This window comes from Streptomyces sp. NPDC107581, from assembly GCF_055657175.1.
The window spans coordinates 1-14,102 of sequence record NZ_JBVKBH010000043.1; the positions used below are offsets into that span (position 1 = coordinate 1).

The 14,102-nt window shown below is 66.8% G+C and carries 10 protein-coding genes and 4 pseudogenes; 6 read left to right on the plus strand and 8 right to left on the minus strand.

All coding sequences use genetic code 11. The annotated features are described in order from the left end of the window. Nucleotides 1-96 precede the first annotated feature (96 nt). Both ACZ7P3_RS42140 and ACZ7P3_RS42145 read right to left on the minus strand, forming a co-directional pair. Nucleotides 97-249: pseudogene (locus tag ACZ7P3_RS42140) on the minus strand (transposase); the annotation flags it as partial. A 136-nt stretch (nucleotides 250-385) separates the two neighbouring features. Continuing rightward, complete coding sequence (locus ACZ7P3_RS42145; RefSeq protein WP_472089986.1) at nucleotides 386-1,240, minus strand: class I SAM-dependent methyltransferase; 855 nt, start codon at nucleotides 1,238-1,240, stop codon at nucleotides 386-388. Nucleotides 1,241-1,507: 267 nt separating this feature from the next. On the opposite strand from ACZ7P3_RS42145, the gene ACZ7P3_RS42150 reads away from it, so the two are divergent. Together ACZ7P3_RS42150 and ACZ7P3_RS42155 are read left to right on the plus strand one after the other, a co-directional pair. Next, a complete protein-coding gene (locus tag ACZ7P3_RS42150) occupies nucleotides 1,508-2,113 on the plus strand; it encodes an ATP-binding cassette domain-containing protein (RefSeq protein WP_472089987.1) in 606 nt (201 codons plus the stop codon). Continuing rightward, nucleotides 2,110-2,925: an ABC transporter permease gene (locus ACZ7P3_RS42155; RefSeq protein ID WP_472089988.1), complete on the plus strand. Its 816-nt coding sequence runs from the start codon at nucleotides 2,110-2,112 to the stop codon at nucleotides 2,923-2,925. Before ACZ7P3_RS42150 ends, ACZ7P3_RS42155 begins: the two co-directional genes overlap by 4 nt. Nucleotides 2,926-3,797: 872 nt before the next feature. On the opposite strand, the pseudogene ACZ7P3_RS42160 reads toward ACZ7P3_RS42155, so the two are convergent. Next, nucleotides 3,798-5,041: pseudogene (locus ACZ7P3_RS42160) on the minus strand (IS256 family transposase). Nucleotides 5,042-5,407: 366 nt separating this feature from the next. Next, nucleotides 5,408-6,163: a hypothetical protein gene (locus tag ACZ7P3_RS42165; RefSeq protein WP_472089989.1), complete on the minus strand. Its 756-nt coding sequence runs from the start codon at nucleotides 6,161-6,163 to the stop codon at nucleotides 5,408-5,410. Nucleotides 6,164-6,434: 271 nt separating this feature from the next. On the opposite strand from ACZ7P3_RS42165, the gene ACZ7P3_RS42170 reads away from it, so the two are divergent. Genes ACZ7P3_RS42170 through ACZ7P3_RS42180 form a run of 3 tightly spaced genes read left to right on the plus strand, consistent with a single transcriptional unit; the run spans nucleotide 6,435 to nucleotide 9,029 of the window. Further along, nucleotides 6,435-7,427: a hypothetical protein gene (locus tag ACZ7P3_RS42170; RefSeq protein ID WP_472089990.1), complete on the plus strand. Its 993-nt coding sequence runs from the start codon at nucleotides 6,435-6,437 to the stop codon at nucleotides 7,425-7,427. Next, complete coding sequence (locus ACZ7P3_RS42175) at nucleotides 7,333-8,493, plus strand: RHS repeat-associated core domain-containing protein (protein ID WP_472089991.1); 1,161 nt, start codon at nucleotides 7,333-7,335, stop codon at nucleotides 8,491-8,493. Before ACZ7P3_RS42170 ends, ACZ7P3_RS42175 begins: the two co-directional genes overlap by 95 nt. Nucleotides 8,494-8,534: 41 nt before the next feature. Beyond that, complete coding sequence (locus ACZ7P3_RS42180) at nucleotides 8,535-9,029, plus strand: DinB family protein (protein ID WP_472089992.1); 495 nt, start codon at nucleotides 8,535-8,537, stop codon at nucleotides 9,027-9,029. A 19-nt stretch (nucleotides 9,030-9,048) separates the two neighbouring features. On the opposite strand, the pseudogene ACZ7P3_RS42185 reads toward ACZ7P3_RS42180, so the two are convergent. Further along, nucleotides 9,049-10,031, minus strand: a pseudogene (locus tag ACZ7P3_RS42185) (IS5 family transposase). A 150-nt stretch (nucleotides 10,032-10,181) separates the two neighbouring features. Between ACZ7P3_RS42185 and ACZ7P3_RS42190 the strand changes: the two are divergent. Further along, nucleotides 10,182-10,661 (plus strand): annotated as a pseudogene (locus ACZ7P3_RS42190) (helix-turn-helix domain-containing protein); the annotation flags it as partial. 67 nt (nucleotides 10,662-10,728) lie between these two features. Here the strand turns inward: ACZ7P3_RS42190 and ACZ7P3_RS42195 are convergent. From ACZ7P3_RS42195 to istA, 3 genes are all read right to left on the minus strand, one after another. After that, the gene (locus ACZ7P3_RS42195) at nucleotides 10,729-11,226 is read right to left on the minus strand and encodes a DUF4265 domain-containing protein (RefSeq protein ID WP_472089993.1); all 498 of its coding nucleotides are present in this window, start codon (nucleotides 11,224-11,226) and stop codon (nucleotides 10,729-10,731) included. Nucleotides 11,227-11,305: 79 nt separating this feature from the next. Continuing rightward, a complete protein-coding gene (istB, locus tag ACZ7P3_RS42200; RefSeq protein WP_469563433.1) occupies nucleotides 11,306-12,070 on the minus strand; it encodes an IS21-like element helper ATPase IstB in 765 nt (254 codons plus the stop codon). Continuing rightward, on the minus strand, nucleotides 12,067-13,662 hold the full coding sequence (gene istA / locus ACZ7P3_RS42205; protein WP_472089994.1) for an IS21 family transposase: 1,596 nt from the start codon (nucleotides 13,660-13,662) through the stop codon (nucleotides 12,067-12,069). The genes istB and istA overlap by 4 nt, the downstream gene beginning before the upstream one ends. Between the last annotated feature and the right edge of the window lie 440 nt (nucleotides 13,663-14,102).

Below are 14,102 nucleotides of genomic sequence, written 5' to 3' on the forward strand. Positions count from 1 at the left end.
AGGCCCTGCTTCCATGCGTCAGTCCGCACACGATCACCCGATCAGGAACCCAGTTCGACCAGGCCATCCACGTGATCGATAAGCGGATGGCGTCTCAGGCATCTCCCTCCACTGGCTGCCGGTCCGGAACCGCCAGATCACCCCTTCGAACTGCTCACGCAGCCGCTCGGGGTACGGGCCGAAACTGCCGACCGGCAGGAACGGCCCGATGAACTCCCACTCTTCGTCCGTGAGTTGCGCACGCGTCACACCACAGTCCTACCGGACCGGCACCTATCCCCGAGCTTGATCACAACCAGAGACAGTCCCTAACTCACGCCGTCCGGACCGCTCGCGGTTCGGAAGGGAAGCCAGCCTCCGGTTCCGCTACTGGCAAGGCAGCCCGTCATGGCCTGGTGGCAACACAGATGTTGTACCGCCATGTGTCCTGGTGCCGGTACATCTCCACCCCGCTCATCGCGTTGACCAGGAAGTCGCCGCAGCCCACGCCACGTGCGATCGCATAGGGCAGGCGGCCGAGAACCGAGAAACACCGCAGCATGGGCAGGACCTTCTCCGTCGCGTCACATACGGATTCGACAACGAAACCAGCCTGTTGGAGAAGCCACTCCAGATGTCCGTGAGTCATCGTGAGCATGCCCGGCATGCCAGAGAGCTCACAGACCCTGAGCAGCGCGGACCGGGCGTTGGGCACCAGATGAGCCTGGGGAGTGCTCGAATACTCGGACATGACCAGCCTCCCGCCCGGGCGCACGATGCGGAAGAACTCGGCGAGCCCCCGCCGGGGGTCCGGGGAGTGGACGAAGGACTCCATTGTGTAGACGCCGTCGAAGGAGGAATCGGCGAACGGGATGGCGTGATAGTTGGCCAGGAGGAAACGTGTGCGCCCACCCGACTCGTCGGCGTGGGCCGAGCGCTGCCGCGCGATGGCGACGTCAGGCTCGATCCCGTCGATCCCGGTGACGTGCACCCCGCTCGCGCGCGCGACCGTGCGCGCCGTGTCACCGACCCCGCACCCGGCATCGAGTACCGACGACGCCGGAGGCAGGTCCAGTTTGCGGGCCACGACACGTTCCATGCGCCGCATAGCTGCCGCGAATTGCCAGGGTGAATGGCCGGGCTCATACCAGCCGAAGTGACGCGTGCGACCGAGCAGCGTCGCATACCCGAGGCGTGACTCGACCGCCTGGTAGTACGGCAGGACGTGTTGCCGGTAATGAACATCGGTCGTCTGGGTCATCGATCGGGGCCCCAAGTCGGTCGCCCCGCCCTGCACGAGGTCTTCGTGGGGTGCAACGACGGGGAGATCCCGCAAGTCACGCCGCACCAGCCCTGAGTGCGGGTGACCGAAAGGCCCCTCGGCGTCCGCTGCGGCGGAACGATAAACCCCTGGTTCAGGCTCCTCCGAGCCGCTTGGCCGCCCAGTGACATTTCATGTGCCGGGCCGTTAGCAATCAGCGGCCCGGCCACACCCTGTGCCGGGTCGACCAAGTCCAGGGAGGGCCTGATGGAGATCAGGGAACTGCATCATGCCTACGGCAAACGGTGGGTGCTGCGTGGCATCGACCTGGAGTTACGCGGTGGGGCTCTGGCCGGGATCGTCGGAGAGAACGGCGCCGGTAAGACGACCCTTCTCAAAATCTTGGCAGGCGAGCTGTGCCCCAGTCAGGGGAGCGTCCGCCACCACGGCGGATTCGGCTACTGCCCTCAGGGCGTGGTCGTCAACGACGCTCTGACTGTGGGGCAGCACTTGGAGCTCTTCCGGACCGCCCGCGGTCTGCCCGACCTAGGCCGTGCGCAGGAGATCATGGAAGTTCTGCAGTTCTCCGGCTACCTCGACGAACTCGCCGGAGTACTCAGTGGCGGCACCCGGCAGAAACTCAACCTCACACTGGCACTGATGCACGATCCGCAGACGCTGCTGCTCGACGAGCCCTACCAGGGCTTCGACTGGGACACCTACCTGCGTTTCTGGGACCTGGCCACCCACCTGCGCGACGCCGGACGTACCGTTCTCGTCGTCTCCCATCTCGCCCACGACACCCATCGTCTGGACGAGCTCTGGCATTTGTCCGACGGCCTGCTCCACGCGCACGACGAGGCGTCGGCATGAGAAGGCACCTGTCCTTGTTCACCACGGCGAGCCGGTACGAACTCGTCATCCACGCCCGTAACCGGTTCGCCATGCTCTTGGTCGCCGCGTTCATCCCCACGTGGAGCGCCGTGGCCCATCTCGTCATTCCCGACGCGCCCGTCCGTTTCCGTCTGCGCGCCACCGGGCACATCGTGGCGCCCCCCGGCAATGAACTCACCCAGATCACCGGAACCATCAACGCCGTCGTCCTGATCACCGGCTTCATGATGTTTGCCGCGAGCTTCGCCAACGGTCGCTTCGACCACCGTCTTGCGCTCGCCGGCTACCCGCGCTCTCATCTGATCCTGGCCAAGACCGCGGCGCTCACCGTCGCCTCCGTGGTCGTCGCCGGGTATGCCACCGCCATCACATGCCTGTCCTGGATGCCGCCGCAGCCCCTTCTTCTGGCCGCCGCTCTCTTCTGCGCTGCCATGACCTATGGCGCGCTGGGTGTCATCTTCGGATCCCTGTTACGCAAAGAAGTCGAGGGCATGTTCGCACTGGTCATGATCAGTGTCCTGGACACCGCCCTGCAGAACCCGATCGTCAGCTCCGGTGCGAACGGTGCTGCTATCCGCTACCTGCCTTCCTACGGGACCGTCCAGACCGCCATGGCCGCCGGGTTCACCTCCGCCCACGTGCTCTCCTACCTCGCCATCCAGCTCACCTGGTTCACCGCGGCCGCATTCATCAGCCTCCTGGCCTTCCGCCGACGCACCCGCAACGCCCTGCCCAAGGCCCTCGGGGCCCCTGGTGTCCGAATGCAGGACGACTTCGACCATGTCGAATGATCGCGGCAGCGTGACCGCCTGACGGCCCTATGCCTTGCGGAAGGCGCTGACGTGCGGCCGGGCCCGGTGCCATTTCGTTGACCCGGAACGTCAGCGTGTGTACGGCACAACGGGAAAGGTGCCGCACCGGGACATGTGTCCGGCACCGGTCGTCCTGCGGCCGGTGGCTCGCGCGCCATCTGCAGAGAGCGGCAACTTCACCGCGGCTGGCTCGTTCACCGGTCATGTTGATGATCACGACGGAGTACGGCCGCACGCGGCTGGCGCGACGGCTGAGCACATGCTTCACCCCTCCCTTCCTGCCAGTGCTCGCCGGCGGCGCGGTCAGCTGGCACATCACCCGGCCCCATGACTACGGGCTTTTGTGGGGGCTGGGCGGGAGCGGGAGCTGGGCACTGCTGTGCGCTGCGCTTGCCGTTACGGGCACTCACCTCGGGTGGTGGCCGAGCCCCGTGCCATCCCAGCGCAGACCCCGTCTGATGCTGTTGGGGTCGAGCGTCATCGCGGCAGCAGCCGTGTGGTTGCTCTGCGGGTACCTCGGAGCGCCACCACCCTTGCTGGCAGCAGGACGTACCGCTCTCCTCTTGACCGCTCTGGTCCTCGCGTGCACCTGCGCCAGCAACATCTCCCTACATACCAGTGCGGCCGCCGCCAGCGTCACGCTCCTGACACTCCTCGTGGACGTGCGTGGGGCCGTGCTGTATCTCCTCGTCGCCGCGGTCGCCTGGTCCCGCCTGCACTTTGCGCGTACACACACCGGCCCAGGTCTTCCTGGGGGCCGGCCTGGGGACGGCGGTATGCGCAGCCACGGTGTATCTGGGCCCGTGACCCGGGCTGGGCGCAGCCGGCCCCGGCCCCCTAGGTAAGGCTGCTCAGGCCGCGGGGGCCTCGGGGCGTTCGACAAGGTGGCCGTTCTCGAAGTGGGCCCCGGCGCGGACCGAGGCGACGAGGTGGGGTGCAGTGATCGCGCGCCAACGGGCCTGGGCGGATTCGGCGAGCTTGAAAACCATCGCGAGTGCGGCGGCCGGGCTGCCCGCACCACGGGTGACCTTGGTCCGGAGCTTGACCGTGGAGAAGGTCGACTCGATTGGATTCGTGGTGCGCAGGTGGATCCAGTGCTCGGCGGGGAAGTCGTAGAACGCGAGCAGCTCGTCGACGCCGGCGGTGATCTTCTTCACGGCCTTGGGTCACTTCGCACCGTACGTCTTCTCAAACGCCCTGACTGCTCTTGCGGCCTGGTTACGGTCCTGGGCGTTGCAGATCTCCTGCAGAGCCTTCTTCGCGCCCGGCTGCGCGGACTTCGAAGGGCGTTCGTGACGTTCTACAGTTTGTGCACCCAGCAGCGCTGATGGCATGCAGCGGGGAACACCTCGGCAAGGGCCTTCCACAGGCCCATCGCACGTCTCCAATGACCAGCTCCGGGCAACGCATGCCGCGCCGCCGGCAGTCACGCAGCAGGTCGGCCCAGGACTCGGCGGACTCCCGCAGGCCCTCGGCCAGTGCGATCAGGTGCCGTCCTGGCGCACCCCCATCAGCACCAGGACGCAGGAGTGCGCCTGGCCCAGGCGGACCTTGGGGTGCACGCCGTCCGCCCACACGTAGACGTAGTCGTTTTCGGAGAGATCGCGCTGCTGGAACGCGGCATGGTCGTCCTGCCACTGTTTCGTGAGCCGGTTCACGGCGGCCGGCGACAGCCCGGCGGACGTGCCGAGGAACTACTCCAGCGCGGGTACCAAGTCCCCGGTCGACAGGCCGTGCAGGTACAGCAGCGGCAGCACCTCTGATACTTTCGGCGACTTGCGGCACCACGGTGGCAGGATCTTCGAGGAGAACCGCTTCCTCTCCCCGGTCTTATCGTCAAGGCGTTTGTCATTCACTCGAGGAGCGGGACCTCGACTGGGCCAGCGCCAGTGGTGACAGTGCGCGGCCGGTGGTGGCCGTTACGGACCACCAGACGGCGCCCCTGGTCGTCCTGCTGGGCAGCCAACTCGGCTATGTACTGGTTGACGTCGGGTTCCAGCGCGGCTGCGAGCATCCGCCGAGCGCCCTCGCGCACGATGTCATCCAGCAGGGAGCCGGTCTCGGTGGTGCCGTCATCGGTGACTACGCTGAGCACGGGCGTGCCTTTCCGACCCGCGCTGCGAACGCGGGCCTACTCGGTGACCATCACAGGATCATTCGGGAAGGTACGCCCTTCGCGTCCCGCCCCGAGGACCGATCCACAAGTCCCGAGCAGTGCTCGTGACCACCGCACGGTGATCAATGGATAGCACCGCGGTCGAATGGCCGGTCCCGGCGGATGAGGCCTGCGCGGCAAGAGTAGGGAGAGTATCCATTCACGACCTGCGCACCGAAACGCGTGCCACATGGCAGTACGGGCCTCAGGTCGTCTGAGCGGTGCGGCACATGGGAGCCGACAGGGGGTCAACCCTCAGAGGGACCGGATCAGCTTCACTCCGGCGAACAGGTGGAAGGCCATGCGTCAACCGGTCTGCCGCGAGGCAGCATCTGCAGCGCGTTCCTCTTCGTGGCGGATCTCGGCCGCCGCCCGCTTCCCCGTCTGCCGGAGCAGCCCGGTCGGGTCGGAACTGCCTGTCGCGATTACGCTGACTACGACGGTGCCCACGCGAATCAGCTCCGTGGCCCACGGCTGGGTCTGTCCGCCATTCAGGCTCCACGACTCCTGGAACGCTGTGGAGTCGTCGCCTGTGCGCGGGATCGGCAGACTGGCTATCTCCTCGAAGGAGAAGGAGTAGCTGTGGAGCCGGTAGCGAAGATCGGAGCAGTGCCTGATGGACGTCCGGGCGTCGTTGATGACTTGCTCAGCCTCCCGGGCACTGGAGTAACTGATCGCCGCGCTCACCAACTGGACCGTACGGTCAGCGGTGGTGAGCGTGTATCCCCTGTCGACCTCGTGCAGCTCGTGATAGTAGGAGCCGCTCGTTAGCTGGGCGTTGAGGAAGGTCGTGCACTCAGGGCCGCCCGCATCCGCCTTGTATCTGATGCGCAGCACACCTGTGCGGTCGTTCCTCGGCGCGCGTTTGAGCAGCGGAAAGTCTGTGTCGGAGAAGGCGACCACATTGAGCTGCTTCTCGCTCAGGACCACGGCTTGCGCCCTGGGGGCGAGTCCCGCAGCCTTGCCCTTCGACTGTCCCCCGGAGTGCGACGTCACGGAGTGGGCCTTCGCCTCAGACCCGCCACACGCAGTTGTGACGCCCAGCGCCATGGTCACTGCCACGGCACACACCGTGCGTCGGACCGCGTTCATGTCTACCCCCTGTGATCCAACCCTGCCGGCCAGCGGAATATAGCAGCGCTCAGACCACCGCCAAGGGGCGTTCCGAAACGGCTGATCTTGCTGACATGATCTTGGCGTGCTGGTCTGATCACAGCGCCGGAGCCGCCCGAGCGCATGCCAACTCAGCAGCCGTACGTTGCTCGGCCCACCGCCCGCCATCTGGGCGGCGGGAACGCGTTGCTGCTGGCCGCGCAGTTGGGCGCCCACTCCTGTGTTCGATGACTTTGGTGCGGTAGCCGGTGTCGGCCCATGCGCCGACAAGCTCGCCAGCTGGGGCTACGACCAGGTCGCCAAGGGCCAGCAGGACACCGCCAGCCGGTACGACAGCGGAGCGACCGGCAAGGCGTACACCCAGAAGGTCACGGCCTTCGACGCGATGTACCACGCGACCAGCAACCAGCTGATCCTCCCCGACACCGAACGGCTCGTCACCGGTGGCTATATCGGCAAGTCCCTGTCGTTCACCACCGGCTACAACCTCGACGGCTCGATCAGCCAGTACTCGGCCCCGGCGGTGGGCGGCTTGGCCGCGGAGGGAGTCTCCTACACCTACAACGCGCTCGGAGGGCAGCTCACCGCCAAGGGCACCACGGGCTACCTGCAGGGTGCCGCCTTCTCCCCGGAAGGTGACCTGCGCCAGCTCACCCTGGGCATGGACGGTGCGTCCTCGGCGAAGAAGGCGTACCTCAACTGGGACTACGAGGAGGGCACCCGCCGCCTCACCCGCTCCTACGTCACCGACGACGTGCACGGCTACATGCCGCAGGAGTTGAAGTTCACCCAGGACGACGCGGGCAACGTCACGTCCATCTTCGACGCCACCACGCAAGGCGGCACGGCCAAGGCCGACTACCAGTGCTTCGCCTACGACGGCGACCGCCGGGTGAGCGAGGCGTGGACCCCGAAGACGGCGGACTGCTCGGCCTCCGGCCGGACGGTGGCCAACCTCGACGGCGCGGCGCCGTACTGGACGTCGTACACCTACAACGGCGCCGGCCAGCGCAAGACGGAGACGCAGCACACCTCCTCGGGCGACAAGGCCACGTCGTACACCTACGACAACACCACCGACACCAAGCCGCACACGCTCGACAAGACCACCGGCGCTCGTGCGGCCACCTACTCCTACGACAGCGCCGGCAACACCACCTCACGGCCCCGGACCGAGCGCCCAGCAGACCCTGGCCTGGAACACCGAGGGTGACCTGACCAAGCTCACCGAGGGCACGAAGGAGACGAGCTACCTCTACGACGCGGCCGGTGAGCTGCTGATCCGTCGCGCCAAGGGAGACGGCGAAACCGTCCTCTACCTGGGCGCCGGCACAGAACTGCACCTCACCACCAAGGGCACCACGAAGACCGCCTCCGGCACACGCGCCTACACGGCCAACGGCCAGACCATCGCCGTCCGCACGGCGACGTCCGGAATGTCGGGCTCGAAGCTCAGCTTCCTGGCCGCCGACCAGCACGGCACGTCCGGCATCGCCCTCGACGCGAGCACGTACGCGGTCACCAAGCGCTACAGCACGCCCTTCGGCGCCCCGCGCGGCACGAAACCGGCGTCCTGGCCCGACGAGAAGGCGTTCCTCGGCAAGCCGGCCGACGGCACGACCGGCCTGACCCACGTGGGCGCCCGTGAATACGACCCCACCATCGGCCAGTTCATCAGCGTCGACCCGCTGCTGACCCTGGACCAGCACCAGTCCCTCAACGGCTACGCCTACGCCAACAACACACCGGTCACCTCCAGCGACCCCTCCGGTCAAGGCGTGTGCATGCACGACGGAGTGTGCGGTGGGACGAAGTCGGTCGAGGAGTGGGAGAAGAAGCACGGCCACGAGAACCAGGGCCATGCGTCGGGGACGGGCACACAAGGCGGTACGGCGACGACGACCAGCTCCGGCGACGTCACTCCCGCCACCGACTCCAACACCGGCAATCGCTGCGCCCACACCTCGCTGCCGCAAGACTGCAGCGCCCCGGTCAAGGGCCCCAATGACAGTAACAGTTGGCTCGGGAACTATCTGGACAGTCTGGTTCAGAGCAGCGATTTTTGGAGCGGACGCGTCCAGGCCGTCGGCGGCGGCATTATCGACACCTTCGGGGGCGGTGCGATCGCCACAGGCGTCACGGCCTGCGGAACAGGCGTCCTCTGTGCCGGCGGCGCCCCGGTCATCGCCCTGGGCACCGGAATGCTGGCTGTCGGCAGCCCGTGGATGGCCTCAGGTGCAGACAAGTTAGTGCCGTATCAGGCAACGTTCGCCCTGTAATTCGCGGCGCGGGCGGGACGTGCGCCGCTAAAGTCACCTGCATGGCTGAGACTCAGCGCCGCCCGGTGCCCCGCAATGACGGTAGTGAACTGGATACCGCGATGGCTTTCCTGTCGTTCTCCAGGCAGTGCGTGGTGAAGAAGACCGACGGTCTGACGGAGGAGCAGCTACGCCGGGGCTTGGTGGAGTCGGGGACCACGTTGCTGGGCCTGGTCCATCATCTGACTCTGGCGGAGCGGTTCTGGTTCGGGTATCACGTGGCCGGTCGGGAGTCGGACAATCCCGGGGATGTCGGCATGCAGGTGCCGGCCGGTCGTAGTGCCGGGCAGGTGCTGGCCGATTACGACGCGGCGATCGCGGCCAGCGACGCCGCGATTCGTTCCGTCGACGACCTGGGGGAGTCTGTCGCGATACCGGTCGAGGGCACGTTCCTCTCGGTGCGGTGGGTCGTTGCTCACATGACCAGCGAGACCGCCCGGCATGCTGGCCATGCGGATATCTTGCGGGAGCAGATCGACGGGACGACCGGGCGCTAGGGACTGTCTCCAGTTGTGATCATTGAGTTTTCAGGAGGCTGCTGATCCAGATGGTCGCTGCGCGGAGATGGAGTCCGGCGAGGTAGCTGTCGGGCGTCTTGTCGTAGCGGGTCGCGATACCGCGCCAGTCCTTCATCCTGTTGATCGCACGCTCGACCGTGTTGCGGTCGCGGTAGAGATCGGCGTTGTGGGTGACAGGCCTGCCGCCCCGGCTGCCTTTCTTCCTGCGGTCGGCGGCTTGGTCCATCTTCTCCGGGATGACCGCCTTGATGCGGCGTTTGCGCAGGTGGGCTCGGTTGGCGCGGGAGGAGTAGGCCTTATCGCCAGCCACGGCGGTGGGCCGGGTGCGGGGACGGCCGACAGGCACACGCACCCGCACCTTGCTCAGGACCGGGATGAAGTGGGGGCTGTCGGCGGCCTGTCCGGCGGTCAGAAGGAGTGCCATCGGCCGGCAGCGCCGGTCGGCGGCCAGGTGGATCTTGCTGGTCAGCCCGCCGCGGGACCACCCGAGGAGGGCGGCCTTCAGCCGGGCCCGCCGTCGTAAGCGGATGCGTCGGCGTTCGGCGCGGACCGGATCGCTTTCACCGTCCTGCCCGTCTTGTCCCTTCGACGCTCCCCTTTTTGCGCGGCCGCCTCTTCGAGTGCGGCCAGGGTCTGTTCGCTGACCCGCAGGCCGGCGGCGTCGTGATGGGCTCGCGTGGTGGTGGAGTCCACGCTGACCAGGGACATGTCGATCTCGTCCCGTCGGGCGGCTTCGGCGATCGCCTCGTCCAGCAGGGCCTGGAAGACTCCCGCGTCCCGCCATCTCATGAAGCGGTTGTAGACGGTCTGCCAGGCGCCGAACCGCTCAGGCATCTCCCTCCACTGGCTGCCGGTCCGGAACCGCCAGATCACCCCTTCGAACTGCTCACGCAGCCGCTCGGGGTACGGGCCGAAACTGCCGACCGGCAGGAACGGCCCGATGAACTCCCACTCTTCGTCCGTGAGTTGCGCACGCGTCACACCACAGTCCTACCGGACCGGCACCTATCCCCGAGCTTGATCACAACCAGAGACAGTCCCTAGTGCCGCATCACAGAAACCTCGTCCCGTTGTGATGTGACACGACGGTGGACGTTGGCCCGTGCGGTTCGGTGCCGCCAAGCTGTCCGGGTGGCAGAACGAGTACGCGTCCGTGAGATCGATGACGACGAAGGCAGACGGTTGCTGCGGATTGTCCGCAGGGGCAGCGGGTCAGTGGTGACCTGGCGACGGGCACAGATGGTGTTGCTGTCCGCCCAGAGTATGCCGGTGGTGAAGATCGCCGAGGTGACGTTCACCAGCCCGGATCGGGTCCGGGACGTGATTCATAACTTCAATGCAGACGGATTCGACTCCCTGTATCCGAAGTACTCCGGCGGCCGGCCAAGGACGTTCACCCTGCCCGAGCGGCGTGAGATCAAGAAGATCGCCAAGTCCAAGCCGGCCGAGCACGGTCTGCCGTTCTCGACGTGGAGCCTGGTCAAGCTGGCCGACTTCCTGGTCGCCGAGGGGGTGATCGACGACATCAGCCACGAGGGCCTTCGGGTCCTGCTCCGCCAGGAGGGCGTGTCGTTTCAACGCATAAAGTGTCGACGGTCAGCCAATTCCCCATGTCAAACGCCAGACAATTCCCCACCCTCTCGCGTCCGGTTGCTGACGCGAGCAATCAAGGCGGCGCTCAATCGTCCTCAGTGCCTGCACTGGCTCTCCAGGCGGCAGTGACACATCCCTCTTCCCAGTGCCACCAACCTTTCGCGTCGCCGTGTTCCAACAGCTTGCGGATCCGCTGAATGTCTGCTTCCGGCGGGATGTCCAGCGCGACCATCCGGAACTGCTCGATGCCCTCGCCCGTGGTGCCGAGCCGGTGGAAGGTCTCCAGCACGGTCTGTCGGGCCGCAGCGGAGCCTCCGTCCTTCAGCACGATCAACCGGATGGTGCAGTTCTCCGAAGCATGAACGGTCTCCCCGGCCCAGCGCAGGCCGTCATCATCGACGTCCACGCGGACGACATCGCCGCTCGCGACACCACGCACGAACCACGGAGTGTTGTCGAGACGCACCGTTCCGTCGCCGAGGTCCAGTGCCCACAGGCTCTCGACGCTCGCCGGCGGCCAGCCGTCCTCGCCCACCTCCATCCGGAAGTGGACCTTCACATGGGCGTCGCTGATGTTCGTCACCGCGCCATCATCCACGCGGACCAGCGGGGACTGAACCGCGGGGCTGCGGAAGCGATCACTTCAGCCCCCGTGGCAGCGGTCAGGTGGTCGGAGGCTTCTCAGTGGGGTTCCTGGGGCGCTTGTTCGGCCGGTAGCTGGGGCCGTTCATGATGACCTGGTGGCTAGAGTTGATCAGCCGGTCCAGCAGCGACTCGGCGACGACCGGGTTGGGGAAGAGGGGATACCAGTCGCTGGGCGCCCTGTTGCTGGTGATGATCAAGGACCGGCCCTGCCGCTCGGAGACGAGTTCATAGAGATCGTCGGCCTGGGACGCGGACAGCTGGCGCATGGCGAAGTCGTCGAGGATGAGCAGGTCGGGGCGGATGAGTTCGCGCATGCGCTTGTCCCAGGTGCGGTCCGCGTGGCCGCCGGCGAGCTCGGCGAGGATGCGGCTGGTCTTGGCGAAGCGGACGTTGGCGCCTTGGCGGACGGCCTGGTGGCCGAGGGCCTGGGCGACGTGTGTCTTCCCGACGCCGACGGGTCCGAACAGAATTACGGACTCGCCGGAGTGGAGCCAGCGCAGGGCCGCGAGGTCGCGGATCTGGGCGGCGGGCAGTTTCGGGGAGGCGTTGAAGTCGAAGCCCTCCAGGGTGGCCTGCTGCTCGAACTTGGCTTTGCGAAGGCGGCGTTCGAGCGCGACGGACTCGCGGCGGGTGATCTCGTCGTGGCAGAGGACCTGCAGGAAGTCGAGGTGTCCGAGTTCGCCTTTCTGGGCCTGGGTGAGGCGGGCATCGAGGGTCTCGAGCATGCCGGACAGCCGGAGGGTCTTGAGGGAATCGCGCAGGGCGGTGGTCATCACGCTCATCGGGCGGCCTCCTCGGCGTCATCGCGGCCCTGGTCGTCGTGGACACTGCCGGGCGTCTGGGTGGGGACGGTGGCGGCGAACAGGCCCTCGGGCCCGTGCAGGAAGGCCGAGGCTCCGGCATCGCCGGTCTCGGGTTCCGGGTCGGTCTCGGTGCCGGCGACCAGGATGCCCTTGACGGTGCGATAAGAGGGGTCGCCGACCGCGACCGCCTTGCGGCAGGCGGCCTCCAGCCGGATGTCGCCGTACTTCTTCCGCAAGCCCAGGACCCCTTGGGCGGCGCGGAGCCGGTAGAGGGCATTGACCTCCAGGAGCTGGTCGATCACCTCCCGGCAGGCGTCCCCGACCTGGGACGCCTGGCCGCGGCACCAGATCGGCGTCCTCATCTGGAAAGCGATCTTCTCGGGCGGGTAGTCGCCTCTGTCCGTGCGTTTGCCCTGCTCCAGGGCGGCGTGGGTCTTGACCAGCTCGCCCTCGTGGAAGATCTGCACCGTGACAGCCGTGGAGCGGACATCGACGCGGCGTCCGATCAGTTTCCAGGGCACCGAGTAGAGGGTGCGGCCGACCTTGATGTGGATGTCCGGGCCGACCGTGGCCTTCGACCATCTGGCCAGGACGAACGACTCCTCCGGCAGCGGAAGCAGGGCCTCGGCCTCCACCGCCTCGAACACCGACAGCGGCTTCGCACCGTCCAGTGGCCGGCACTGCCGCTGACCGGCGACGTTCCTCGACCAGAGCAGGGCCTCGGCCTGCATGTGCTCCAGCGAGGTGAACGTCCGCCCGCTCCAGAACGAGTCGCGGACATAGGGCATGGGCCGCTCCACCCTGGGCTTGTCCTTAGGCTTCGAAGCGCGGGCCGGGTCCACCAACGTGCCGTAATAGGAGGCGAGTTCGGCGTACGACTTGTTGATCTGCGGGTCGTAGAGGTCCGGCTTGTCCACCCCGGTCTTCAGGTTGTCCGGCACCAGACGCCGCGGGACACCGCCGAAGAAGCGGAAGGCTTCCGCGTGCGCTTCGGTCCAGGCGTGCTGGTCCATGTGGGTCACCGGGCGGACGAACATGTGCCGCGAGGCGGGCAGCACCATCACGAACGCCCAGATCCGGTGTCGTTTCCCGGTCGCCGGGTTGATCCACTGCCCCAGGAAGCCGTAGTCGATCTGGGCCTCCGAGCCCGGCTCGACGTTCTCCCGCAGCACCGTTACCTTCGAGCGCGCCGCCTCCTCGGGCAGGTTCTCGTGCACCCAGCGCCGGAACGTCGACAACGACACCTTCAACTTGCCCTCGTCCCGGAGCCGTTGGTGGATCGTGGTGACCGTCGTGGTCTCCAGCAGCCTCTTGACGTAGTCCCGGTGCGGCTCGATCTCTGCCCACCGCACCTGGTTCAGCCTCCGGCTGCCCAGCTCCGGGAACCAGCTCTTGAGCAGCTTGGCCCAGTCCGCCTCGCTCATCGGCGGCCCTCCCGGAGTGATCCCAGCCCCCTCCGCCGGCGCCAGATACTTCCTGATCGTCTTGCGGTCCACCCCCAGCGAGGCGGACACCTGGCTCTTGGACCGGCCTGCGTACCAGTGCACGTAGATCTCGACGATGTCGACCACGGTGAAAGTTCTCCTTGCCATCCGGTGCGTCCGTCGGCCTCTCGGCTCGCAGATCGAGGGACCTCGACGGCTCCGAGAGGCCAGGACCCTCAACCCGGGCACCGGCATGCCCATGGGGAACCAGACCGATTCGCAAGGAAGATCTAATAGCTTCGCAAACCACCTGAAACAGGGAATCTCAGGCTACTTCGAGCGTGTTCAGCGGGCCCGTCGACGGTCAGCGTCCCCATGGGGAGTCGTGACCACAGGGGTGGGGAATTGGCTGACGTCGATCACGCAGATGGTGGGGAATTGTTTGACCGTCGACACCCTCGCTCCACCAGCCGTTTCGCCTTCGATCGCAGCCCCTCGACCTTCGCCGGGACCGCCTCCAGCCCCAGCGCGACGGCCAGCTGCTGGCAGCGCATGCCCTCCCGGCCCACGTCAGACTCCAGCACCGA

Coding starts and splice junctions, on each gene's coding strand:
- ACZ7P3_RS42145 (WP_472089986.1), bottom strand. CDS start 1,240: ATGACCCAGACGACCGATGTTCATTACCGGCAACACGTCCTGCCGTAC.
- ACZ7P3_RS42180 (WP_472089992.1), top strand. CDS start 8,535: ATGGCTGAGACTCAGCGCCGCCCGGTGCCCCGCAATGACGGTAGTGAA.
- istB (WP_469563433.1), bottom strand. CDS start 12,070: ATGAGCGTGATGACCACCGCCCTGCGCGATTCCCTCAAGACCCTCCGG.
- ACZ7P3_RS42150 (WP_472089987.1), top strand. CDS start 1,508: ATGGAGATCAGGGAACTGCATCATGCCTACGGCAAACGGTGGGTGCTG.
- ACZ7P3_RS42155 (WP_472089988.1), top strand. CDS start 2,110: ATGAGAAGGCACCTGTCCTTGTTCACCACGGCGAGCCGGTACGAACTC.